General features: G+C 45.4%; 22 protein-coding genes. 13 read left to right on the top strand and 9 right to left on the bottom strand.

Annotated features, from left to right (window positions below; translation table 11 throughout):
- The first annotated feature begins 27 nt into the window (after window positions 1–27).
- Window positions 28–864, top strand: a complete 837-nt coding sequence (locus MHI38_RS10870; protein ID WP_154891071.1) for a MetQ/NlpA family ABC transporter substrate-binding protein — start codon at window positions 28–30, stop codon at window positions 862–864.
- 125 nt (window positions 865–989) lie between these two features.
- On the opposite strand, the gene MHI38_RS10865 is transcribed toward MHI38_RS10870, so the two are convergent.
- Complete coding sequence (locus MHI38_RS10865) at window positions 990–1,946, bottom strand: DUF2167 domain-containing protein (RefSeq protein WP_341181254.1); 957 nt, start codon at window positions 1,944–1,946, stop codon at window positions 990–992.
- Window positions 1,947–2,221: 275 nt separating this feature from the next.
- Between MHI38_RS10865 and MHI38_RS10860 the strand changes: the two genes are divergently transcribed.
- Window positions 2,222–2,986, top strand: a complete 765-nt coding sequence (locus MHI38_RS10860) for an SDR family oxidoreductase (RefSeq protein WP_154891069.1) — start codon at window positions 2,222–2,224, stop codon at window positions 2,984–2,986.
- A gap of 75 nt (window positions 2,987–3,061) precedes the next feature.
- On the opposite strand, the gene MHI38_RS10855 is transcribed toward MHI38_RS10860, so the two are convergent.
- A complete protein-coding gene (locus MHI38_RS10855; RefSeq protein WP_053783253.1) occupies window positions 3,062–3,307 on the bottom strand; it encodes a NifU family protein in 246 nt (81 codons plus the stop codon).
- Between the two features lie 80 nt (window positions 3,308–3,387).
- Between MHI38_RS10855 and MHI38_RS10850 the strand changes: the two genes are divergently transcribed.
- The gene (locus tag MHI38_RS10850) at window positions 3,388–3,642 is read left to right on the top strand and encodes a YuzB family protein (protein WP_090919554.1); all 255 of its coding nucleotides are present in this window, start codon (window positions 3,388–3,390) and stop codon (window positions 3,640–3,642) included.
- A gap of 6 nt (window positions 3,643–3,648) precedes the next feature.
- Here the strand turns inward: MHI38_RS10850 and MHI38_RS10845 are convergent, their stop codons facing one another.
- A complete protein-coding gene (locus MHI38_RS10845) occupies window positions 3,649–4,710 on the bottom strand; it encodes an NAD(P)/FAD-dependent oxidoreductase (protein ID WP_090919552.1) in 1,062 nt (353 codons plus the stop codon).
- 263 nt (window positions 4,711–4,973) lie between these two features.
- The gene (gene mqnE, locus MHI38_RS10840; protein WP_090919549.1) at window positions 4,974–6,080 is read right to left on the bottom strand and encodes an aminofutalosine synthase MqnE; all 1,107 of its coding nucleotides are present in this window, start codon (window positions 6,078–6,080) and stop codon (window positions 4,974–4,976) included.
- 447 nt (window positions 6,081–6,527) lie between these two features.
- Here mqnE and MHI38_RS10835 point away from each other — a divergent pair, with 447 nt between their 5' ends.
- The 4 genes from MHI38_RS10835 (at window position 6,528) to MHI38_RS10820 (ending at window position 12,262) form a co-directional block, all read left to right on the top strand.
- Entirely contained in the window at window positions 6,528–6,884 is a 357-nt protein-coding gene (locus tag MHI38_RS10835; RefSeq protein ID WP_090919545.1) for a HesB/IscA family protein, read from the top strand.
- Window positions 6,885–7,413: 529 nt separating this feature from the next.
- Window positions 7,414–8,937 carry a hypothetical protein gene (locus MHI38_RS10830; protein WP_341181253.1) on the top strand — a complete coding sequence of 508 codons (1,524 nt, stop codon included), beginning with the start codon at window positions 7,414–7,416 and terminating at the stop codon, window positions 8,935–8,937.
- Window positions 8,843–11,317, top strand: a complete 2,475-nt coding sequence (locus tag MHI38_RS10825; RefSeq protein WP_341181252.1) for a carbohydrate binding domain-containing protein — start codon at window positions 8,843–8,845, stop codon at window positions 11,315–11,317. The genes MHI38_RS10830 and MHI38_RS10825 overlap by 95 nt, the downstream gene beginning before the upstream one ends.
- A gap of 303 nt (window positions 11,318–11,620) precedes the next feature.
- Window positions 11,621–12,262, top strand: coding sequence for an NAD(P)-dependent oxidoreductase (locus MHI38_RS10820; protein ID WP_090919539.1), 642 nt, complete (start codon window positions 11,621–11,623; stop codon window positions 12,260–12,262).
- A 123-nt stretch (window positions 12,263–12,385) separates the two neighbouring features.
- Here MHI38_RS10820 and MHI38_RS10815 read toward each other — a convergent pair whose 3' ends face one another.
- Window positions 12,386–12,790: a VOC family protein gene (locus tag MHI38_RS10815; RefSeq protein WP_154985064.1), complete on the bottom strand. Its 405-nt coding sequence runs from the start codon at window positions 12,788–12,790 to the stop codon at window positions 12,386–12,388.
- 224 nt (window positions 12,791–13,014) lie between these two features.
- Here MHI38_RS10815 and rarD point away from each other — a divergent pair, with 224 nt between their 5' ends.
- The 4 genes from rarD to MHI38_RS10795 all read left to right on the top strand — a co-directional run bounded on the left by rarD (window position 13,015) and on the right by MHI38_RS10795 (window position 16,216).
- The gene (rarD, locus tag MHI38_RS10810) at window positions 13,015–13,911 is read left to right on the top strand and encodes an EamA family transporter RarD (protein ID WP_154959687.1); all 897 of its coding nucleotides are present in this window, start codon (window positions 13,015–13,017) and stop codon (window positions 13,909–13,911) included.
- A gap of 201 nt (window positions 13,912–14,112) precedes the next feature.
- Window positions 14,113–14,565 (top strand): NUDIX hydrolase, encoded by a 453-nt coding sequence (locus MHI38_RS10805; RefSeq protein WP_090919529.1) that lies wholly within the window; start codon window positions 14,113–14,115, stop codon window positions 14,563–14,565.
- 18 nt (window positions 14,566–14,583) lie between these two features.
- Entirely contained in the window at window positions 14,584–15,855 is a 1,272-nt protein-coding gene (locus MHI38_RS10800) for an MFS transporter (protein WP_341181251.1), read from the top strand.
- Window positions 15,856–15,865: 10 nt separating this feature from the next.
- Entirely contained in the window at window positions 15,866–16,216 is a 351-nt protein-coding gene (locus tag MHI38_RS10795; RefSeq protein WP_186809764.1) for a hypothetical protein, read from the top strand.
- Window positions 16,217–16,596: 380 nt separating this feature from the next.
- Here the strand turns inward: MHI38_RS10795 and MHI38_RS10790 are convergent, their stop codons facing one another.
- Together MHI38_RS10790 and MHI38_RS10785 are read right to left on the bottom strand one after the other, a co-directional pair.
- Window positions 16,597–17,646, bottom strand: coding sequence for a glycoside hydrolase family 53 protein (locus MHI38_RS10790; RefSeq protein ID WP_154985062.1), 1,050 nt, complete (start codon window positions 17,644–17,646; stop codon window positions 16,597–16,599).
- Between the two features lie 383 nt (window positions 17,647–18,029).
- Window positions 18,030–18,257 (bottom strand): hypothetical protein, encoded by a 228-nt coding sequence (locus MHI38_RS10785; protein ID WP_090919517.1) that lies wholly within the window; start codon window positions 18,255–18,257, stop codon window positions 18,030–18,032.
- Window positions 18,258–18,504: 247 nt separating this feature from the next.
- Here MHI38_RS10785 and ppk1 point away from each other — a divergent pair, with 247 nt between their 5' ends.
- Window positions 18,505–20,586 (top strand): polyphosphate kinase 1, encoded by a 2,082-nt coding sequence (gene ppk1, locus MHI38_RS10780; RefSeq protein ID WP_341181250.1) that lies wholly within the window; start codon window positions 18,505–18,507, stop codon window positions 20,584–20,586.
- On the opposite strand, the gene MHI38_RS10775 is transcribed toward ppk1, so the two are convergent.
- Window positions 20,546–22,075 (bottom strand): Ppx/GppA phosphatase family protein, encoded by a 1,530-nt coding sequence (locus MHI38_RS10775; protein ID WP_341181249.1) that lies wholly within the window; start codon window positions 22,073–22,075, stop codon window positions 20,546–20,548. The genes ppk1 and MHI38_RS10775 overlap by 41 nt on opposite strands.
- A gap of 25 nt (window positions 22,076–22,100) precedes the next feature.
- Entirely contained in the window at window positions 22,101–22,355 is a 255-nt protein-coding gene (locus MHI38_RS10770) for a hypothetical protein (RefSeq protein ID WP_154891060.1), read from the bottom strand.
- Between the two features lie 236 nt (window positions 22,356–22,591).
- Between MHI38_RS10770 and MHI38_RS10765 the strand changes: the two genes are divergently transcribed.
- Window positions 22,592–23,251 carry a YheC/YheD family protein gene (locus tag MHI38_RS10765; RefSeq protein WP_090919505.1) on the top strand — a complete coding sequence of 220 codons (660 nt, stop codon included), beginning with the start codon at window positions 22,592–22,594 and terminating at the stop codon, window positions 23,249–23,251.
- Window positions 23,252–23,434 lie beyond the last annotated feature (183 nt).

Here is a 23,434-nt window from a genome sequence, read left to right as displayed (position 1 = left end):
AATAAAAATGCGAAGGGGTTTTTACAGATGAAAAAATGGTCTATTATTTTAATCAGCTTGATGATGATTGCCGTGCTCGCAGCTTGCGGCAACAACAAGAAATCCGACAGTGGTGCGGATAACGCAGCAGGTGCTCCGCGTACCGTTGAATTGAAAGTCGGTGCTTCGCCTACACCACATGCTGAAATTCTGGAAAGCATCAAACCTGAACTTGAAGCACAAGGCATTCGTTTGCAAGTGGTGACGTTTAACGACTATGTGCAACCTAACCAACAGCTGGCAGATAAGAAACTGGACGCAAACTTTTTCCAGCATCAGCCTTACCTTGATACAGAGAACAAAGAGCGCGGATTCAACCTTGTTGCTGTGACTCCAGTCCATGTTGAGCCTTTCGGTGGTTACTCCAAAAAGATTAAATCCCTGGATGAACTGAAAGATGGCGCTAAAGTGGCTATTCCAAACGACCCATCGAATGGTGGACGTGCACTCTTGTTGCTTGCGAAAAAAGGGCTGATTACCCTCAAAGATGATACAAACATTGCATCCACTAAACAGGACATTACGGCGAATCCGAAAAACCTGGAAATCATTGAACTGGATGCAGCTATGATGCCTCGTCAGCTGGATGAAGCTGATCTGGTATTTATCAACGCAAACTATGCGCTGGAAGCAAACCTCAATCCATCTAAAGATGCATTGTTGATCGAAGATTTGCAAGGCAATCCATATGCTAACATTCTCGTGTCCCGTGAAGATAACAAAGACGCCGACGCTATCAAAAAACTGGCAGAAGCTCTCCACTCCGAAACGGTGAAAAAATTCATCAAAGAACGTTACCAAGGTGCAGTTGAACCTGCATTTTAAGGTTCTCTGAGAGATCAGCGTAGGTATTGCTGATATGTGTTACAACAAAGGCCGCGGCTCTCTAATGTGAGAGCGCGGCCTTTTCTTATTGTTAGTAAACTGTGTTGGTTAACTTGGATTTATGATTATGTATTCTCTGTTTTTGAATTTTTATCCGAAGAGCGGTAGTACGTTAGTTCATTCTGTTCGGCAGTATGTTGTTGCTCGTGTTCTTCATAGTTATATTCCCGGGTCACCGGATACTGTGTTTCCTCTTGATGGAGTGCATCTCTTTTCTGTTGGTATCTGACCCAGCCAAATAACAATATGAATAAACCCAGACCCCAATACCATCTATGCTTCAAAAATTTCCAAATACTTTCCTCTTCCGCGGTATAAGGAATTCCCCCCAGCACGAGACTGTTCAGGCCAAGACGTGATGTTTGGTCGGTTTTATCATTATAATCTTCATATCTGAATCCTGGATTCACGGTAAGATGCCCAAGTACCGTTTCTTCAAAAGCAGCACGACTTTGCTCCAAATTCGCTTTTTCGGTTACAAGAATCGCCGTGATATAACCTTCGCGTGTTAAGAGATTAACATTATAATTGACCAAGGCTTGTTCGTAGCTATCTTTGAATCCGAGTGCATAAATCAGTTGATGACTGGAAGGATTATAATCAGGTGCAACCTCCCACCCTGTTACATGGAGTTCGTTTTCTTCTGTTGCATTACGGTTATGTTCAACTTCCCAACGCATATAGTTACTTAATAACTCGTGAGCATCCAATTGATTTTCGTCATCGTCATGAATATGCCCGCTCTGCACGTATTCGAATATGACAGACCATGAACCCATGGGATCGTTACTGTACAGGCTTCCGATCTCATTCCCGTTCGGCTGATTACCAAGTTCCAGCATGGAGCGTTGTGTATCCGTTTTACCTAGAAATGAGTAGTTTGCTGGAAGCTCAAGTGAGGCTTTGCCATCAAGAGATATGGTATTCGGGCCATCCACCCATTCGTATTCATTGGATGATGAGGTAATGTGCTCATTGGTAGCAGAGACGGGTCCGATATCCGCTAATAGTATAGAATACATTAGAACTAATGGCACTGTGAGTCTAAATGAACTCAATTTGAACCATTTCTTCATTGAACACGATCCTTTCGAACATGATAATGGCGTTTTTTAGATAAGAAACGACGTTAAGACATTATCACAGGTATGTAAGGTAATCAAGATAAATTTGGATAATCAGGACTTATTTGTATTCTTCAAATAACTGGAACAGATTGTGAGCACATGCAAGTTGTGAGGCAAGCCTAAATCTTTTATACTGAATGAGTGACTGCTCTTTGAAGAGGGGGATGAACGTGAAGGGAAAGATTGCCCTCATAACGGGAAGTGCCAAAGGTCTTGGTAAAATGACAGCCCTCAGTCTGGCGGATCAGGGATGCCACATTGCCCTTAATTATGTGCATAGCAGAACAGAAGCCGAATCGTTGCAAGCTCAGATTATCGCCAAAGGGGTGCGCTGCATTGCCGTTCAGGCGGATATATCCAAAGTAGAAGAGATTCATACGCTCGTTGATACGGTACAAACGCAGTTGGGGAATATTGATATTCTGGTGAATAACGCCGGCCCTTTTGTACGAGAGCGTCGGGTGTTCGCAGATTATTCCGAAGCAGAGGTACAGATGTTAGTGCAGGGCAACCTGCTCGGGCCAATGATTCTGGATCAGCTTGTTTTGCCGGAAATGCGCCGCAAGCAGTGGGGACGTATTATTCATTTTGGCTTCAGTCACGCGGGTGAAGCAAGATCCTGGCCTCATCGTGCCGTATATGCTGCTGCCAAGGTAGGTCTGGTTTCGTTTACCAAGACTCTTGCTGTTGAAGAGGCACCTTATGGGATTACGGTCAATATGGTTTGCCCCGGAGATATTCGTGGTGCGAACAAAGAGAAAATGATTGATGAGATTGCGGGCATAACTGATAAAGAAACACCAAGAGGTCGGCCTGGCAGTGGAGAAGATATTGCGCGAGTGATCACGTACCTGTGTTTGGATCATTCGGATTTTATAACAGGTAACATTATGGATGTATCTGGAGGACTTGATCCGATCCGGCCTACCATCTGATGGAATTACAAAAAAAGAGCCTCTCGCTTCTTGCGAAGCGAAAGGCTCTCTGAGGTTTATTTCGTGAAGGATTGATTAGAATACTTGTACAACTTCTTGTACACCCTCAACTTCTTCAAGAAGGGCGCGTTCAATCCCGGCTTTTAAGGTAATGGTGGAGCTTGGGCAACTGCCGCAGGCACCGACCAGTTTCAGCTTAATGATGCCGTCCTCCACGTCGACCAGTTCCACGTCACCGCCATCGCGTTGCAGGAACGGACGAAGTTTATCAAGCACATCAGATACCTCATCATACATGGTGCTTTGTGCGTTTTCGCTCATATTGTTCAACTCCTTTCCTTCCTATATTATATTACAAATGACCATAAATTAAAATGGTCAAACAAAGCAGGTGAACTGAAATGAGACCAATTATTGAATTTTGTGCTAACAATATGCATTTTGGCACGGATGAAGTCATGGATCAACTGGATGAAAATCCGGACTATGACGTGATCGAATACGGCTGTCTGACCAATTGTGGTCAATGTTATATGACACCTTTTGCCTTGGTCAATGGTGAAGTCGTAACCACAGATAAAGTAGAAGATCTATATAACGCCATTCTAGCCAAAATTGCCGAAGCGGATGCCTGGGACGCGCTGGATCTCGATTAACCTCAATTAACCAAGATGACGCTTGGACATCCAGAGCACGCCGCTTTTCAGAATACGAGGCACTCGTCCCATCATGGACGTTTTGCCCATCAGCCCAAATCCAGCTTTCTTGCCAAGCGCGCCCAGTGTGCCGCGAAGCTTAAGAGGCTGCGGATTGGGCTTTTCGCCTTTCCAGAGGGCATGCTGAATATGAGCGATCTGTTCACCCTGAACCTCCGCAGCCTGACCACTCGGTGCATAAGGTACACTGGCACAGTCACCTACCACGTAAACGTCGGTATACTCCGGAATCTGATAGTACTCATTTAATACGACACGACCTTGTGGGTCTTTCGTTACATCAAGGTCTTGAACGACTTTCACCGGCTGAATGCCTGCCGTCCATACAACAGCATCCGTTTGAATCTGTTCATCGCGGTTGTAGATCGCGTTAGGCTCGACTCGCGAGATAGCAATATGTCCTCGTGCTTCAACCTGATGTTCGCCGAACCATTCGTGAACATAAGAGGAGAGACGTTGAGGGAATGCGGATAATACTCGTTCACCGCGATCCAGAATACTGATATTCAGATCCGGTCTGCTTTCGCGTAATTCGGCTGCCATCTCAACACCACTTAGGCCACCGCCCACAATGTGAACATGCCCATAAGCTTTTACCTCATTCAGACGCAGGTACGTCTCGCGTGTTTTGCTGAAACTCTGAATGGTACAGCTGTATTCTTCAGCACCAGGTGTATTGTGGAAACGATCCGTACAACCTAGTCCAATCACAAGCTTGTCATATTCAAGCGGTTCCTGACCTTCGAATTCAATCTGACGCTGCTCCAGATTAATGGCTGTAACCTCACCGAAACGGTGTGTTACTTTCTCATTTACCGGAAAATGGATACGCAGGTCGTAATCGGATACTGTTCCTGCTGCGAGTGCGTAATATTCGGTCTTTAATCCTTGAAAGGGGCTGCGATCCACCAGTACAATTTGCGTATCTGACGGAATTTTACCTTCCAGAAGTTCCTTGATGATCGTGAGGCCGCCATAACCGCCTCCAAGAATGACGAAATTTTTCATGACTCGGCTTCCTTTCTGCATCAGTCCCATTGCTGGGGCTGTAACCTGCGGAGCAGCTATGTCCTCACATAGCTGCTCCGTGTGTTGTTTTAGTTTGAATAATTTGAATAATTCATAATGAAAAGATAAAAATTTGAAATATGTGATCACAGTTAAGCATCACTCTGATCAAACGTCCCCTCTGATTGAAGAAAGTATCGTTCTTTGATGAGTGATGCTTCTGCTGCTGTAATCCTTGCCTAGATCAATGAAACTAATCAGAGCTATTCGTAAACTTGTATTTCATTGTAGAACGTATCACGTTCTACTGGAATACGTCCCGCACCCTTAATAAGCCATATGAGCTCTTTACGTGTAAGGCCTTCAGGTGTGAGAGCACCTGCGGCATGACTAATCCGTTCGCGAACAATCGTACCATGTGCATCCGAAGCACCGAAACCAAGGGCAACTTGAGCCAGCTGTGGACCGATGTTAATGAAGTATGCTTTGATATGATCGATGTTATCCAGCATCAGTCGGCTGATCGCAATTGTTTTCAGATCCTCATAAGCCGAGTTACGACGCATAATGCTTGCGTTTTTACTTTTTGGCTGCATGGAAAGCGGAATAAAGACCATAAATCCGTTGGTCTCGTCTTGCAGTTCACGAATCTGCACCATATGATTGACGCGGTCCTCATAGGATTCGATCGATCCATACAACATCGTCGTATGTGTACGCATGCCGAGCTCATGAGCTGTGCGGTGCACCTCAAGATAACGATCCACGTTGGCTTTGTCTACACGCATTTTTTTGCGGTATTCATCCGAGAGAATCTCGGCGCCGCCACCAGTCAGTGTTTTCAGGCCAGCTTTTTGCAACTCCTGCAGAACTTCCTTGATGCTCAGGCCGCTGATGCGGGTGAAGAAATCAATCTCTGCCGCAGTGTAAGCTTTCAGCGTGACATCCGGATATTTTTCGTTTAAAGCACGTAGTGAATCGACATAATATTGAAAAGGAACATGGTTGTTATGTCCACCTACAATATGGAACTCACGCACGCCTGGATGAATATGCTGTTCCACATAGTCGATCATTTCCGGACCGGATAACGTATAAGAGCCTTCCTCACCCTGGTCTTTGCGGAAATTACAAAATGCGCAGCGAGCTTCGCATACGTTGGTGAAATAAAGGCTCATGTTCTCAATAAAATAGACTTTCTTGCCGTTCTTCCGCAGATTGGCCTCATTGGCCAGCTGGCCCAAAGTCAGCAGATCATCTGTTTGATACAGATATACGCCGTCTTCTACGCTCAGCCTTACGCCGTTCTGTACTTTCTCAACGATTTCAGCCATTCTTTTGTCGGTGAACGGTGTTACCAATGTAGACATGCTGTTTCCTCCTGTTCTTTACCGGAATTCGAGTTGTGGTGTGTTGAACCATTAAACAGAAATACATAGCAAAGATGCGGTCAACTGCCGCCTTCCTGTGAAAGACTAACTCTTATTACCCGGTGCAGCGTGTGCTGCAATCGAAAAGTTTATTTTTTCAAAAGGAGTCAAAGTGACTCTATATGCATTGGGGACTGATAACCAGTCTCGAAATGTGAAAAAAATTACAACTCCATATATGACCAACATCCGAATATCTCATGACAAAATATTGACATTTTCAGAGTGACCACCTATCCATTATAAACCTCGTGTCGCAGGGGTTCAATACACTGGGAAGAAAAAGGAGTTCATGGGGAACGCGGAAGCGGGCAAACATGACTTGAGCCCCTTGACGGAGTGGAGTATAATTTGAAGGAAGAGTGATGAAAAGGAGAGTGACCTGGCATGATTAGTATCAGCGAAACGGCTGCAGACCGATTGAAAGAGATGCTTGCACAGCAAGAGACCCCTGGAATGTTCCTGCGTCTTGGCGTAGCACCGGGCGGTTGTACCGGATTTTCGTACGCCATGGGCTTTGACGATAAAGAGTCCGATGAGGATATATATATGGACATTCAGGACATGAAAGTCGTTGTGGAAAAAGAAAATGTGAAATATTTGAATGGACTTGAAATTGATTTTGAAGATTCCGGCATGTCCGGCGGATTCACCATTCACAACCCGAACGCAGTAGCTACATGCGGCTGCGGCTCATCCTTCCGTACACGTGAAGAAGCAGGGGTACCGGATAAAGATTGTTAATCTGCGAATAGTATGGGGTTGAGCGTGTCAATACATTAAAGCGTTCAAAAAGATACAACGGTCAAGGCACATTTTCGGCGAAGAGGATTCGCTGGAAGTGTGCTTTTTTGTGCTTCGTGTAGTTTGATAGGTACTTTAAGCCAGTCTGAAGTGGGGAGGGTTGATTACGCATTTCCGATATTGACATTTTGTTCCATGTGTAGGTATATTATTTTGTGCAAACGTTTGCAATAATTAAACTTATAATCGACGTATTTGCCGGTGTCATACCCGATAATCGTTGGTGTATAAGAGGTTATTCATTTCTTAAATATGCAAACGTTTGTGCAAAAAGGCGTTATCTTGCTTGGATCGCTCGAAGATTTTTTTAGCAGAAAATCAAAGAATGACAGGATTACAGGAGAGAGGAGGCGCGATAGCAGGCTCATTTTCACATTCAAACAAAAGATTCGTTAGCAAGGTTCTACTGACTTTCAAATGAATTCAAATTCATGGTCCCCACAGGGGCAACAGATAAGGGAGGAAAAACATGAAGCTTGTGCGCAGGCTAGGCGCATTTCTGTTGGCATTATCCATCGTTGTTTCCACACATACCCCAGCAGCTTATGCTGAAATCTCCGCTTCCCATGTGTACCATAACCATATGCCGAATTTCTGGGCTTACTACGATACGGCCAAGTATGCTTCCACACCTGTAGGATCACCCATCCGATACACCTATGACGGGCAAGTCATAGAATTGAAAAAAAATCCCCCAGCAGGTTATCCGTATTTTCTGCCTGGTGGTGCACCGATGCCACATGACGATCTGGTCGCTTATTACACGCATCATGCGAAAACAGGAGCCTATCTCAGTTGGCCATGGCAAGTGGCAGGTGATCTCAAAAATAACCATCCAGCCGCAGGTATGCAGGTAACCATGTCAGGCTCCCTTCTTAACAATGTGGACAGCTTTATGTATACCAATAATGTAAACGGTTACAACAACAAAGCTTGGGGTGCTCCCTGGAAGAGCGCGTACAACAATCTGAAAACGACCCATGGAGAACGTACGATGGATCTCGTTCATTTTACCGGGCACCACTCTATGGGGCCACTTGCGGGTAATGAATATTTGCTCAAGGATCTGATATACCAAAATGCAGTCATGGCTCAACCCTTTTTCCTAGGGGACAGCTTCAAATCATCCAAAGGTTTCTTCCCGACCGAGCTTGGCTTCTCGGAACGCATTATTCCCGTGCTGGATCAGCTGGGCATTGAATGGTCTGTGATCGGCAACAATCACTTTTCACGTACTCTCAAAGATTATCCGTTGTTGAACGATCCTGGCAAGGATACGATGATTTCTCCACCAAATCGAGCCGATCTGCAAAACACCAGTAGTGTTGGTTCGTGGGTGTCTGCACCGATGTTCAATGAAAAACAGGTCGTGTACAACAAATACCCATTTGCCTCTACACCGCACTGGGTGCGGCACGTGAATCCCGAAACCGGAGCAGAGAAGAAGATTGTTGGTATCCCTGTAGCTCAGGCAGAATCATGGGAAGAAGGCTACCAAGGCTCGGTGAAGGCAGATGCACTCAAACCATTTGAGGGACTAGTGGATCAGAAGCAGTTTTTTGTTATTGCACATGATGGGGATAATTCTTCAGGCCGTGCAGGTTCTGAGGACACTTGGCGCAATGCAGGCGATGTGACTTATGCACAACCCGGGGTAAAAGGAGAGAGCATCAACGAGTACTTGCGTACGAATACGCCAAAAGCCGAGGATGTGGTACATGTGCAGGATGGCTCGTGGATCGATACGCGTGACTCCTCATCCGATCCGACATGGTATCACTGGCGTCTACCTTTTGGCATCTGGAAAGGACAGTTTGATGCGTTCAACAAAGCTACCGGTCTTCAACTGGAGCCCAAAAAGAATCTGGACGGGGTTCAGGAAGGCATGACGGTATCCTTTGAATACGGTTATCACTATCTGGAGCGTAACTTTGCCCCTGGAACAGGCAGCGCTCAACTATGCAAAGACAGCCGAACAAATGTGGCTGGATGACAACCCGAACCATTGGAAACCTTCTACAGCACTGGATCGGGAGATCACCTACGAAGGCAATCAGCTGAATCCATGGATGATGGCTTACCCAGTCAAGGGAGATCCGGCAAACAATTATAAGGGTGGGGCGAACCCGGCAGAGCTGAGCTGGTATTTCCTTTTGCCAGCGCTGGATTCCGGTTTTGGATACTATGATGAAAATGTGGATGACGGTGTGAAGCCGACACTATCCTTTAATCAGTCTCTGTTTTTCTCCAAGCCATACGTTAATGGCCAGCTAACTAAGGATCGCACAGGCCCGTCAGTCTGGTGGCCGCAGCGTTATCCGTATAATCCAGGCAGTGCCAATGTTAGTAAGGCAGAGGGATGGACGCTTCATTATTTTGACAATACGTTTGGCATCTACACCTACGCTTATGATGTGAGCGGGATTCGTGATATCAAAGTGAAAGTACGGACTCATCGGGATAAGCAGGCGGATGCGAAGGATAACACTTTCCGTGTGTATGATCCGGCAGCGCTCAAAGCCAAAGGTGTGTCCAACATTGATCCTGCAAAAGTGAGCCTTTGGAAGGAATATCCGATGACCAAGCGTGATTTGAAGCCTGACATCAACGGGGTGGCTTGGCAACCAAGCAGTACGGACATGTTTAAACGTGTAAGAGCTCAAGAAATCGGCGATATGTATTATACCTATTTCAACGATTTCAGGGATCAACTGGTTGACTATTATATCGAGGCGGTAGACGGTAACGGCAATGTGACTCGCAGTGAGATTCAGACGGTGTATGTAGGAACCGGAAAATACAAGAAGGACACCACTGGTAAAGTGGTGGAGGATGCGGGTGGAACGATCCAGGGTACTCACCCATTCCTAGTCGTGGATCAGATGCCGCCTTCCGCTCCAACCGGGGTGAAATCCACACGTGTAACGGATCAAAGTGTCACTCTTCAATGGACAGCAGCTACGGACAATGTTGGTGTCGATGGTTATGATATCTATCGGAATGGCACCAAAGTGGGCAGTTCCCAGACGACGGAGTATACAGATACCGGACTTGAACCTGCCAAAACCTACACGTACAGCATTAAAGCCAGGGATAAGGCCAATAACATATCTGATGCCAGTCAAACTTTACAAGTGCAGACACTCGTTGCAGATACTGAGCCACCAACAGCACCGACAAACGTTGTGATTAAAGAGTCTACTTCATCCACTGTAACTGTGGACTGGGTAGCAAGTCAGGATAATTACGGAGTTGCGAGATACGACATCTATCGTGATGGAAGTAAAGTTGGAGAAGCAACCCGACTGACGTATACCGATTCTTCTCTCGCTCCCGCAACCAATTATGTATACACCATCAAAGCCGTCGATGCGGCAGGAAATGTCTCGGCCGTCAGTGAGTCAGTCACGGTAAAGACCAAAGAAGGCAATGTGGTCACCATATATTACAAACAGGGTTACACCAATCCATATATTCATTATCGTCCGACAGGTGGAACCTGGACGACGGCTCCGGGTGTAAAAATGACGGCAGCTGAAATGCCAGGATACATGAAAATGACCGTGAATGTAGGCACTGCTACCGGACTTGAAGCGGTTTTCAACAATGGCAGCGGTACGTGGGACAACAACGGTGGAAAGAACTATCAGTTCCCTTTAGGGGTGAGCACCTATAATGCAGGGGTCATCACTCAAGGTGGGCCACAAGCAGATACGGCTCCGCCTAGCGTACCCACAAATCTGACAGTCACCTCAAAAGCTTCCGATCGTGTATCCCTTGCTTGGAGTCCATCAACAGATAATACAGGTGTAACCGGATACGAAATATTTCGGGATGGCGTCAACATTGGCACAAGCACAACAACTGCGTATACGGATACAGGTTTGAACGCTGAGACAGCTCATGTTTACTATGTTGTAGCTTATGATGCAGCGCAGAACAAATCGGCAGCAAGTGCGGAAGTCCGTGTGACGACCGATGCTGCACCAAAGAGCAATAGTGTCACACTCTACTATAAGCAGGGATACGCGCAGCCTAACATTCATTACCGTCCGGCAGGAGGGACATGGACGACACCTCCAGGTGTTCCAATCCCAGTATCAGACCTGCCAGGGTATAACAAAATTACAATCGATGTAGGTACATCGACCGGACTGGAGGCCGTTTTCAACAACGGAAGTGGTACTTGGGATAACAACGGGGGTCGCAATTATGTATTTCCTCTTGGGGTAAGCACTTATCATGCTGGTGTCATCACATCAGGAGCCCCAGCGGGAGCAACATTTTCAAGTAATGGTGACAGCCCAGTGACATCTTTGCCAGTAGAGTTTATCCATGCTTCCCCTTGGAGATTGGGACGTAGGAGCGCCTAAGTTGATGGTGTGAAGAAGAAAGGAAAGAAGCCTTGTTTATTGAGAACAAGGCTTCTTATTATGGCATTAATAATATTGGCAGGAGGATATTCATCTGTTTATTTTTAGTGCAAGGATCAACTTTATTCATTGTTATCTAATGAACTTCATTCCAGCTCCACATCTTTCGTGGATGTATGGTTAAAAGATAAAAGAAAACGTATTGACAAGATAAGTTGTAACATTTATAGTTACATTGTGAATTAGGGAAACAACCTTAACATAATAGGTAGTAAAAAAACGATACTGAAGGAGAGATTGACGATGAAAATTGCAATTATTGGTGCAACAGGTAAAGCGGGAAGTACTATTTTGAAAGAAGCGGTAGACCGCGGGCACGAAGTAACAGCGATTGTGCGAAATGCATCCAAATTAGAAGACAAAAGCCTGAATGTATTGGAAAAAGACGTATTTGATCTGACGGCTTCAGATGTTCAGGCCTTTGATGTGGTTGTGAATGCGTTTGGTGCACCAGCAGGCAAAGAAAACCTGCACGTGGAAGCTGGACAAGCCCTGATCAACATTTTGAAAGATGCTCCTAACACTCGTCTGATCGTTGTGGGTGGTGCGGGGAGCTTGTTCACGGACGAGTCCAAAACGCTGCGTGTTGTCGATTCCCCTGGATTCCCTGATGCGTACAAAGCAACAGCATCCAACCAAGGAAAGAACCTGCAAGACTTACAAGCATCTTCCGGCATTCAATGGACATTCCTTAGCCCGGCTGGTTTCTTCAATCCGGAAGGCGTACGTACTGGAAAATACCAGTCCGGCAACGATGTAATTATGGTAAACAGTGAAGGCAACAGCTACATCAGCTATGCCGATTACGCGATTGCGCTTGTGGATGAGATTGAGAACCCGCAGCATAAAAATGAACGCTTTACTGTAGTTGGCGAAGCGAAGTAATAATTAGATATGTTTGTAAAATAAACTAAAAACAAACGGACACTTGCTTGGATAAGCGAGTGTCCGTTTTTGTTGATGTAAAATTATTTATGATCTATCAGATGTTATCTATGATTGGGCTCATTATTGACGCTTTGGCATCTTGCTCTCATCCATGTACAGCAGATTCCAGCGATGACCATCCAAATCCGCAAACCCTGCACCATACATCCAACCGTCCGTCTCTCCTGGCTTGCCAAAGATGCCTCCTCCGGCACGCTCTACATTCTGAATAAAGGAGTCGACTGCTTCTCTGCTATCAGCACCAATGGAGATGATAACCTCTGCGCTATGCGAAGTGTCCACAGCTCTGGCTCCGGTAAATTTCTCGAAAGTTGCATAAGGAAAAAGCATAATTGTAGTTTGGTCTATGGAGATCATGGCTCTCTCGCTACCAACGTTCGTCGTTTTAAATCCTATTGCATTAAAAAAAGAAGTTGCCTTTTCTACATCTTTGACCGGCAAGTTAAACCAGATATCTTGTGACATCGTCATGGCCCCCATAGAGAAAGAATTTATCTTATTATACGCTATTATGAAGAGAAGCAATGCACTTCAATGAAGTTGTGTGTTTAGACTGCTATGTATATTGTTACAAAATTGTATTTTTATAAGTATTTCTTTACTTATGTAAGGAACGAGGCGTATAATCCGTTGAGACATCAGAGATTAAATAGAGACTCAGACAGAGAACATAAAGAGAGGTATGTTTCATGAATAGCGGATTAATTAATGCCATTATTGCGTATGTCATGTGGGGAATCCTCCCACTTTATTGGAAGCTGTTTAACAACGTGCCGGCTGGTGAGATTTTGTCACATCGGGTGGTGTGGTCATTTGTATTTATGGGGATTTTAGTCGCTATCCAGCGCCGCTGGAGTGATGTAAAACGAATCTGGACCAGCCGATCAACTTTACTGTCGCTCACGGCTAGTGGACTGTTGATTGCGATCAACTGGCTGATTTTCATCTGGGCTGTGAACAACGGTCATGTGGTGGAGACTAGTCTTGGTTATTATCTGAACCCTTTGCTGAATGTGCTGCTTGCCGTCGTTTTCCTTCATGAGAAACCGAACCGGGGGCAATGGCTGGCCATTGCTATTGCAGCGCTTGCTGTGCTGATTATTACGATCGACTACGGACGTTTCCCGTGGATCTCCATTTCACTGGCTGCATCCTTTGGTTTATATGGTCTGGCTAAGAAAAAAATCAAGCAAGATGCGTCAGTAGGCTTGCTGTCAGAGACGGCAGTTGTCCTGCCTGTTGCATTAGGTTACTGGATTTATCTTGGCATTGTGGGTAAAACAACGGCCTGGACATTGCCAGCGCCAATGTTTTTTGAATTGTTGCTTTCCGGCGTTGTAACCGCATTGCCGCTGCTGTTCTTTGCACGTGCAGCTGCCCGCATGTCGCTGTCCACGCTCGGATTTGTGCAATACATCGGTCCAACGATTATGTTGGTCCTGAGCATATTTGTGTTTAAGGAAACTGTTTCTCCTGTGTTGCTGGTTGGTTTCGCCTTCATTTGGGTAGCACTTATCGTCTATGCTATTGCTTCGATGCGTGCTACAAAACTGGCGAAGTCTGTCCAGGAACAGAAAGCGATCTAATACATCATAAAAGGGTTGAAAGACTTGAATTGATCTAGTCTTTCTGATGATTAGCCTTTCCATCCTTAAGGATGAGGAGGGCTTTTTTTTTACCAAATTCACAGTCGTAAGGCAACCTGAATGATTCTTTTATTTACAAATTAAGGAACGTATGTTCTAATTGTAGGGAATGAATTTTTGCGGCGGTGGAGGTTAGGGTTGATGAAGCAACAAGGCATTGTATTCGTTGTGAGTGTATCTATTGTAAATAAAGGGAAAGTGCTGATCGTTAAGGAGAACAAAGCATCTGTTCGATACACATGGAATTACCCCTCAGGCCGAATAGAGTATGGAGAAGATGTAATGGATGCGGCACATCGTGAAGTGAGAGAAGAAACGGGTTATGATGTTAGACTAACTGCTACAACAGGTATTTACAATTTTATAAGCAGTCTTCAGCAACAGGTGGTTTTATTCCATTTTATCGGTGAGATTATAGGCGGTTCTTTGCAACTGGATACTATAGAAATTGCAGACGCGAGGTGGATTACGCCGGAAGACCTGTCTACATCGGATGTGCTGGAATTGCGCGACCGCGAAGTGATGTTGCAGATTACGGATAATATAATTACTAAAAGAGAGTATCCCTTAATGCTTTTTCACAGCATGCTATAGAAATGGAGAAAGATGTTCATGAAGTCCTCGTATTTAACCCGTGCTTTTTATTATCTGTGGACAACCCAAACAGCAGCCAATGCCGCGGACGTATTGTATATTATGGCCCTTACGGTTATGGTACTGGATCGTACAAATTCGCTTGTGTCTGCGGCACTTTTGCCATTGATTCGCAGTGGGGCTCAGTTGTTGAGTAGTTTAGTTGCACCTCTATTCATTCAGCGATTTAAGTTGCCGAGTCTACTCTTTTTTTCACAAACCGGGCAATTCCTGTTGTTCATCTGTCTGGCAGTGTACATACAGCTTAATAGCGTAGAATCCTCATTAGTGCTTGTGTTTTCGCTTATATTTGTGATGTCTTTTCTCGATGGGTGGACAACACCAGCTCGAAATGCGCTGATTCCACGACTGGTGACTCATGAACAAGGTCTACTCAAAGCCAATGGACTCATGAGCGTCAGCGATCAAGTTGTACAATTTGCAGGTTGGGGCCTAAGCGGCGTAATTGTTGCATTCATTGGATCAAGTTCAACGTTGTTAATCGCAGCTGTTATTTATGGCTTGGCAGCTGTATTTACACTTGGTGTTAAGGAACCAACGCATGGAGGGATACCAGAGAAGCGTGTGAATGCAGCAGCAGATATTTCTTCTGATCTGGGCACAAGTAGATGGCACACGTTAACCGAAGGTTGGAAGATGATATGGAAGACACCTCGTCTGCGAGTGCTTACGTTCATGGATATGATCGACATGCTTGGTGGCTCTATTTGGGTAGGTGCTTTCACGCTTGCGTTTGTGCAAGTGGCGCTTGGACAGGGAGAAGAATGGTGGGGCTTCATCAATGCAGCTTATTTTGCTGGAACCATTAGTGGTGGTTTGCTGGTACTTGCCCTAGGCAGAATCATTGGACGTCGATATTTTTCAGTTATGATGATAGGGATGGCAGGGTATGGAATCCTAACTGCCGTTTATGCTTTAAACTCACAGTCTTTTGTTGCGTTGTTCCTGGTCATGTTAATGGGGCCATTTGCTGAGCTTGCTATGATTAACCGACGTACGTTGATTCAAAGTAGTGTGGCTAATCCGATGTTACCCAAGGTTTTATCAGCTCAAGCCTCCATGATGCATCTCATATTTTGCATATCTTTGCTGGGTATGGCTTGGCTAGCTGAAATCATAGGCATCGTGAACCTCTATTTGTTTGCAGCTGTACTAACGATTCTGGCTATTGTTGCTGGTTTGCTGAATTTTAGGGCATTTCAGGAACAAAATCATCAAATGATGAATTAGGAGGAGAATGATGATGGTTAATGATGAGTTGTCAGAGCACAAGCCTGGTCGTTTCGTTCTACCGGGGAACAGGATTCGTTTCATATCTCCGTTTCTTTTTTCAGTAATCAGTGGCATGATCTATACGTGGTTAATCGTGAACGAAACGACAAACGGATATCTTGGCACACTATTGCCAAGTACGAGTGTTGCGGATCTTCATCAATATCTTCCGGTTATCCTTCCTTCATTTCTATTTTCGTATGTTGTACAGAGAAAACACATGATCCTGATCGAGAATATATCGTTTAGCTGTATTCAAGCGATGATTGCTATCCTCAGTCTTTTTGTATCTCTTATAGCTGTTATGGTGTTCATGTAAGTTCGAGCAGGATCATTTGAACTTGCCCCTCGAAACGCTCAACCGTAGATATCTCCAAGCACCCAGTCAATAGGGTGCAATAACGCTCTTCAACGTCCAAAGGCGCCATCCGAATGGGTGGGCGCCTTTTATAAATGTTTCCCCTTTACTCCCGTGAAAAGTCGAAGCACGTTTTAGAAGCCCACCCTTAAGGCGTAGCGCGTAGTGGAGGGGGCGGGAGCGATTCTGTAGAAGCGAAGCGTTCGCGTTTGTCATCGGATTTTCTCCTATGAGGGGGAAATTCCAGAACGATCCGAGGACAACCAGCGATCGAAAGAACGCCCCGCCCCCGGAACGTCCACTCGCAGTCTCCTCCCCAAAAATGCTTCTAACTCCTGTGCTTAGTCAATGAACCCTTCCATGGTAGCCGTTGGCATCATATTGGACTGCCAAGCGCCTTTGGTGTAACCAGCATTATAACCTGGAGTAGCTTGTGGCTCCCAGTAGAATACACCTTTTCCTTTGCCACTTGGCAAATTGCGAATCTGATTTTTCATCGCTGCGACAAAGCTTTTTCCTGCCGCGGGCTGATTATTGTCCATGCCAATTTCGGAGATCATAATTTCTTTACCATAACGATTAATCATATCTTTTGCATTGTTGACCGTTTTTGTCACAGCTGTATTCCAGCCGGAAGCAGAAGGGTAGAGAGACATTGCAATCATGTCAAAGTTGGCCCCATTGTTGATCAGTCCACCGATATTCCAGACAAACAGGGCATTGTCATCTCCGTTTGCAAGATGCACTATCGTTTTGGTACCACTGCTTATGGATTTTACAGCGTTATGTCCTGTGTTCACGAGCCAAGCATAATTTTTCATGTTAACCGAAGCTTTACCATCATCCCACAACATACCGTTGCTGGTTTCGTTGCCGATCTGTACCCAGTCTGGAGTGACACCTTTGCTCTGCATGGTTGTCATAACGTCACGGGTATAGCTCCAGACAACATCCATCAACTGCTGGAACGTATAATTTTTCCATGCGGCTGGCTTAGTTTGTTTGCCTGGGTCTGCCCAGGAATCGCTGTAATGCAGTGTCAGCATGACACTCATACCTGCATTTTTAGCACGTTGTGCGAGAGCGGCAGCGCGATCTTTATTCATGTAACCGTTACCATAATCATTCGAAGGATTAACGAAAACACGGATGCGAACAGAGTTAATCTGGTAATCCTTTTTCAAGATATCAATGATGTCCCGTTGTACCCCGTTTTTATCTTTCCACTTGTACCCTTGAGCTTCCATGCCGGGAACCCAGCTAATGTCTGCTCCTTTGGCAAAACTCGGTGCGGCACTGGCGTGCTGACCTGCAGGTAGCAGGATCGAAGTGATTAATAAAACAAAAGCTAGCAAAATGCTTGTCTTGAAACCCCTTACATTTCTAAACATAACAACATGCCTCCTTGGTTATAAGTTGAGATGCATCCTCATTATAGCCTTCCGAAATCATGGTGCTAAAGGGTCCGTTTCCAATATTTTGGTTGTTTTCTTAACTTCTCATCTTTTTCACATGTTACATTCCTATGTATTATATAGAAAAAGACAAAACAAAAAGCCGTCCGAAGACGGCTTTTCTACCCGTGGCGCTTTTTAAAACATTGATCCGTATCCCGCGCCTCCATTACCATCCAATTTATTTGGAAGTAGTGGATCGGGTAAGGGACACGTTCAACATGACATTAGAAATGTTGACGCACCTCCTTTCCTTGTGGCAAGAGTATACAACACTCTGTTTCGGAAAGCTAGTCTTTTTTTTCATATTTACGCAAAAATTATTTTTCGGTTTGAAACATCGTCGTGTCCCGAGCATAATGGCTTTTCGTTCCATCCTCATTGCGAATTCGCACGCTGTCATCACTGATCTGCTCGACAATGCCGTGGCCGACTTCACAATATACACCTGCGGGATCTTCCTGCCATGCGGTAACCACACATTGGGACAGGGCAGCGGTGAAAAATTCAATGTTTTTTTGCAATGTTCTAGGTTTGTTCGATTTCATGAGATACTCCTTTAAAATAACGTGAATTTGGAATAATAACGACAGCCGATCAAAACACACTGTAGTTCACTTTACCTTGTCTATTGTGCTTTGTAAAGGGATGGAAAAAGTTGCGGTCATGAGTTATCATTTACATAAATTTAACACTGCGTTAACATTCCGATGACGCTTGGAGTCGATTACGAATAGTACAATTATAGTAGAAGTTCAAATAAGAATTGACATGCATCACATTCGGAGGCCATACATGCATAAAGATATTAAAACAGGCAACTATGTTAATCGTGATTTGAGTTGGGTTGAATTTAATCGGCGTGTGCTTCAAGAGGCACAGGACGCTACAACGCCTATGCTGGAGCGGATGAAGTTTCTTGGCATTGTTGCCAGCAATCTGGATGAGTTTGTCAGTGTCAGGCTCGCAGAGACCAAGGAGAAAATCAAGGCTGGATTCACACAAAAAGATTTCACTGGTTATACCCCTTCAGGGTTGTACCGCAGACTCATTAAACGAACCGGGGCCATGGTCGCGGAGCAATATAAAACGTACCGTGAGCTCATTCGTCTTCTCGCCAAGAAAGGCGTGCACATCCAGGAGTATGTGGATCTTAATGTGACGCAGCAACGGGCAATGGATCAATATTATCATGACATTATTTTTCCGGTGCTTACGCCGATGGCTATCGACCAGAGTCGACCTTTTCCGCTGGTGCATAACAAGTCCGTTTATCTGTCCGTAATGCTACAAAAAGAAGATGAGCAGGATGGCGAGCCATTTATGGCGATCGTGCAGGTACCTTCCAATCTTCCTCGCATTGTAAAGGTTCCTCTGAGGGCCAATAGCAAGAAAAAAAGTTTCATTCTGATCGAAGACCTGATTAAACAGCATGTGCACACCTTGTTCAGCGGATATGTATCGCTGGCTGTGCAGGAGTTCCGGGTAACTCGAAACGCAGATCTCTCCATTAATGAAGAAGAAGCGGAAGACTTGCTGGAGGCCATCGAAAAAGAGCTGCGTCGCAGACGTCGCGGAGCCCCTGTCAGACTGGAAGTGTGCAAGGATTTCCGTAGTGACGCGCTACAGGAGCTGCAAGAGGAGTTTGAAATTCAGGACCCGATCTTTGAAATTGATGGACCGCTGGATCTCAGCTTTTTAGCTGGATTTGTGGATAGCCTCGAAGGTTTCTCACATCTCAAATATGGTCCTGTACAACCTGTATATCCGCCTGAGTTCCTGCCGAGAGAAAGTCATTTTGAGCTACTTCGCAGACAGGATGTGCTGGTTCATCACCCGTATGAATCGTTTGAACCGGTGACAGATTTTATACTGGAAGCTTCAGAAGATCCACAGGTTCTGGCTATTAAAATGACGCTTTACCGAGTCAATGGTGACTCGCGTCTTATTCCAGCGCTCGCGCTCGCTGCAGAGAGCGGGAAGCAAGTTACCGTTGTTGTGGAACTGAAAGCCAGGTTTGATGAGGAACGGAATATTGCATGGGCTCGGAAGCTAGAAAAGGCAGGCTGCCATGTCGTTTATGGTTTGGTCGGTTTGAAAACACATGCAAAAATCATTCTCGTTGTACGCCGGGAGCAGCAAGGGTTGCGCCGATATGTTCACGTCGGTACGGGGAACTACAACGAAAGCACCGCCAAAGTGTATACGGATGTAGGTTTGTTCACCTCTAACCCGATCATTGGTGAGGATGCATCTGAACTGTTTAACGAGATTACCGGTTATTCCGGCCCGAAGGCACTGCAAGCATTCCGTGTTGCGCCAGATGGCATGAAGGACGAGTTGTTCACATTGATTCGCCGAGAAACAGAGCATGCATTAAAAGGCAAACGTTCCCGAATTATTGCCAAGATCAACTCTTTATCCCATCAGGAAATGATAGATCAATTATATGTAGCTTCGCAGGCAGGGGTGCAGATTGACCTGATTGTCCGCGGCGTATGCTGCTTACGTCCAGGTGTAGAAGGGCTGAGCGAGAACATTCGAGTCATTAGTATTGTAGACCGTTTTCTTGAACATTCCCGGTTGTTTTACTTTGAAAATGACGGTAACCCCGATGTTTTCATTTCCAGTGCAGACTGGATGTCACGTAACTTAAATCGACGTATTGAGCTGATGTGTCCTGTATTTGATCCTTCATTGAAAAAAATGCTGGTGGATATCCTCAATCTGTCATTGAATGACAATGTGAAGGCCAGAGAACTTATGCCAAACGGCAATTATATATTTGTAAAAAATGAAAAGCCCCCGCTGAGAAGTCAGACGGAGGCGATGGGAATTATCCCTTGGAAGCCCGCACAATGGAGTGTTTTAACGTAACTCCCCAGGCTTCTTGCAAATCTTTGACGGCATCTTCCAGGCCGTTCAGTTCCAGTAAAGGCTCGTCTGTACAGGTCAACGTGACCTGCAGCGAGTCTTTTTCTTTGACCGCGTGAATGGCGGCAATGCTCTCTGCACGATGGATCGCTTCGGCCGCACGCAGTAACGAGCCGATGCGGTGAGCATGCTGTGTATCCGAATCTTTCAGAATGTCCTCATGCTTCTGTAGAAGTTGAGGCGTTCTTTTTTTCGGATGATAGTCGGCTGCAATGGCACTTAAAATTGTTTCCCTGTGGGACAGACCGTAAATGCTTGCATTCATAATCCAGTATGCAGAGTGTTGCGTGTAACGGAAATAGTTAATTTGTTTGCCAGCCATATGAAGCATAGAGGATGTGTACAAAATTCGCTCATCAGAGGCATCAGGCGTAGCCTCTTGTAAAGCGGTGTATAAGGTAACCGTATCCTGATGAATCCGGTTCAGACGTTTCTCCGGGATCGGTGGGCCGTAATAAAGGAAATTACGGATGCTATCCTTTAATGCATCAGGTGCGGAAGGCTGACCAGCAGCGAGATAGTCTCTCAGAAGCCCGTCGCGAAGTCCTGCTCCGCTCACGACATAACGGTCTCCCCGGATAATGCGGAAGACAGTACGCAGAATCAATACGCCTGGTACGATGATGTCAGCTCGATCCTTAGCAAGACCTGGCACTTTTTTACGTTGAGCGGAAGTAAGATAGGGCAAGGAAAGGGCGATATTATCCATCGCTTCCTCTCCAATTTCATAGTGATGCGTTACCGGCAAAGAATATTGCGTACGCTTTTGTTCTACTTTTGCGAGTGTACGCATTGTACCACCCAGTCCAATGAGTGGCAAACCGGGATGTTCCTGAGTCCAAGTCTGTCCCTTTAATGCTTCAATAACTTCATTGCAAAGGGATTGTTCATTGGCTTCGGTCCATTGATCCTCGCCTCCATAACGGGCATGTGAATTCACGGCACCGATTGGCAGCGAGACACTGTGCAATCTTTCGCGATTGCGGAACACGGTGATCTCCGTACTGCCCCCTCCAATGTCAACGACAAAACCGTCGGTCAGGTCAATCGACTGTATCACGCCCAGGAATCCGTAATAGGCCTCACGATCTCCCGAGACACATTCAATCGTAAGTCCAGTTTCATTTTCCAGCCATGCAATAATCTGCTCCGCGTTGGTCGCATTGCGGATCGCGGCAGTTGCTGCCGCCCGAATCAGTTCAGTCTGATAAGTCTCACAGGTGGCTTTAAATTGCCGAAGGACGGTTATGGCAGTGGATAGAGATGATCTTAGGATACTGCCATCCGATTCCACAACCCCGCTTAGCCGGGCAGCATATTTGTCTTCATGAATAATGCGGTACGCTCCGTCTTCACTCACCTCATAGATCACTAGACGAATGGAGTTTGAGCCAATATCAACAATTCCAAGTGTTTTATTATTTCGTGTCATAAGCATCTCCTTCTACAAAGGTCGGTTACCCGTAATGTAACAGGGCAGCCAGGGCTTCCGGTGAGCCTGGAGGCGTGGCAGAGAAGGGCGTGGTGAACATTACAACGATGATAAAGACGATGAAACAGGCAAATAAAATACAACTTACGGCAAAGCCACGATTGCGTTTTTTGATAAACAGACGAATACCGATCACGAAGAGAAGTACCGTCACCGCGACCAATACAATGGACATTGCGAAATAGGCCACGCCATAAAGTGATTTGAAAAATGCTTCCATGTCTTTTGAACGCTCCTTAGATCCTCATTTTTAGCCAAAACAAGTCATTCTTTAGTAGCATACGACAGATTGAACCGTTTGAAAAGTAAACCGGCGTTTGTCCTGGAATCCGCTTAGCATAGCAGGACATGTTCCACAGAAAAGGGGCCTTTGCCTTGGACAATCATCCAAGAAAACCATGCTTGGAGTGAGTATGTATAAAGAAGGATCATGGTTTGGAGAGAGGAGATCAACCTATGTCGAGACAGTTAGCAAGCAAATGGCGGAAAACTGCTGCATTGATGAAATATCCGGTAGCTGCTGCTCATATCCCGCAAACAAAAGTGTTTAATCCAGGTAACCTGCTGTACATGCTGCAACGTTATGGAATGGTATATATTAAACCCGTTGTTGGAGGCGGTGGGTACGGCGTGATCCGGGTATCCAGCAGCGGCGGGGCTTTTAGATATACACATATGAAAGTTACTCGTTCTTTTGCAAGCTTTACTAAGATGTATCGCTCCCTTGTAAGGGTAAAGGCCAAGCGAAGATATATCATTCAACAAGGAATTCATCTTGCAACCATTCATGGAAGACCTGTGGATTACAGAGTTAAGGTAGTGAAGACGGGACAGGGCTGGGTATTTCGTTCTTTGGTTGGAAGACTTGCACGTCCAGGTCTGTGTGTAACGAATCTGAGTAAGGGGGGAACCATGCTGTCAGGCAAAAGAGCACTTGCCTTATCCCTGCCTCACATTGCTAATCGATACAAGCGGCAGGAGATGCGTTCTTTAACATTGACTTGCACACATATCATGGAAAGTCAGTTCCCTGGCATAGGACAGTTGGGATTTGATTATGGACTGGATCACTCGGGCAGAATATGGATTTTGGAAGTGAATACCAGACCTCAATGAAAATTACTGGAAACGTTAAAGAAAACGGGAGAAAAACCGATAGTATATACAAGAGAAATTGGATGAAAAGCGTTTGAAAATTTTCACTTTTGGGTAATACATTCGGAGCGTTCGTGGAAAATATGAAAATTGCTCTAAATTTTCTTTGAATCCCGAATTTCATAGAGATGTTATCTATCCTGT

Origin of the sequence: Paenibacillus sp. FSL K6-1558, from assembly GCF_038002565.1 — a bacterium.
GTDB lineage: Bacteria > Bacillota > Bacilli > Paenibacillales > Paenibacillaceae > Paenibacillus > Paenibacillus polysaccharolyticus.
The sequence above is the reverse complement of the archived record's forward strand: the minus strand, read 5'-3'. Positions and strand labels throughout refer to the sequence as shown.

Coding starts and splice junctions, on each gene's coding strand:
- MHI38_RS10870 (WP_154891071.1), top strand. CDS start 28: ATGAAAAAATGGTCTATTATTTTAATCAGCTTGATGATGATTGCCGTG.
- MHI38_RS10865 (WP_341181254.1), bottom strand. CDS start 1,946: ATGTATTCTATACTATTAGCGGATATCGGACCCGTCTCTGCTACCAAT.
- MHI38_RS10855 (WP_053783253.1), bottom strand. CDS start 3,307: ATGAGCGAAAACGCACAAAGCACCATGTATGATGAGGTATCTGATGTG.
- MHI38_RS10850 (WP_090919554.1), top strand. CDS start 3,388: ATGAGACCAATTATTGAATTTTGTGCTAACAATATGCATTTTGGCACG.
- MHI38_RS10845 (WP_090919552.1), bottom strand. CDS start 4,710: ATGAAAAATTTCGTCATTCTTGGAGGCGGTTATGGCGGCCTCACGATC.
- mqnE (WP_090919549.1), bottom strand. CDS start 6,080: ATGTCTACATTGGTAACACCGTTCACCGACAAAAGAATGGCTGAAATC.
- MHI38_RS10835 (WP_090919545.1), top strand. CDS start 6,528: ATGATTAGTATCAGCGAAACGGCTGCAGACCGATTGAAAGAGATGCTT.
- MHI38_RS10830 (WP_341181253.1), top strand. CDS start 7,414: ATGAAGCTTGTGCGCAGGCTAGGCGCATTTCTGTTGGCATTATCCATC.
- MHI38_RS10820 (WP_090919539.1), top strand. CDS start 11,621: ATGAAAATTGCAATTATTGGTGCAACAGGTAAAGCGGGAAGTACTATT.
- MHI38_RS10815 (WP_154985064.1), bottom strand. CDS start 12,790: ATGTCACAAGATATCTGGTTTAACTTGCCGGTCAAAGATGTAGAAAAG.
- rarD (WP_154959687.1), top strand. CDS start 13,015: ATGAATAGCGGATTAATTAATGCCATTATTGCGTATGTCATGTGGGGA.
- MHI38_RS10805 (WP_090919529.1), top strand. CDS start 14,113: ATGAAGCAACAAGGCATTGTATTCGTTGTGAGTGTATCTATTGTAAAT.
- MHI38_RS10800 (WP_341181251.1), top strand. CDS start 14,584: ATGAAGTCCTCGTATTTAACCCGTGCTTTTTATTATCTGTGGACAACC.
- MHI38_RS10795 (WP_186809764.1), top strand. CDS start 15,866: ATGATGGTTAATGATGAGTTGTCAGAGCACAAGCCTGGTCGTTTCGTT.
- MHI38_RS10790 (WP_154985062.1), bottom strand. CDS start 17,646: ATGTTTAGAAATGTAAGGGGTTTCAAGACAAGCATTTTGCTAGCTTTT.
- MHI38_RS10785 (WP_090919517.1), bottom strand. CDS start 18,257: ATGAAATCGAACAAACCTAGAACATTGCAAAAAAACATTGAATTTTTC.
- ppk1 (WP_341181250.1), top strand. CDS start 18,505: ATGCATAAAGATATTAAAACAGGCAACTATGTTAATCGTGATTTGAGT.
- MHI38_RS10775 (WP_341181249.1), bottom strand. CDS start 22,075: ATGACACGAAATAATAAAACACTTGGAATTGTTGATATTGGCTCAAAC.
- MHI38_RS10770 (WP_154891060.1), bottom strand. CDS start 22,355: ATGGAAGCATTTTTCAAATCACTTTATGGCGTGGCCTATTTCGCAATG.
- MHI38_RS10765 (WP_090919505.1), top strand. CDS start 22,592: ATGTCGAGACAGTTAGCAAGCAAATGGCGGAAAACTGCTGCATTGATG.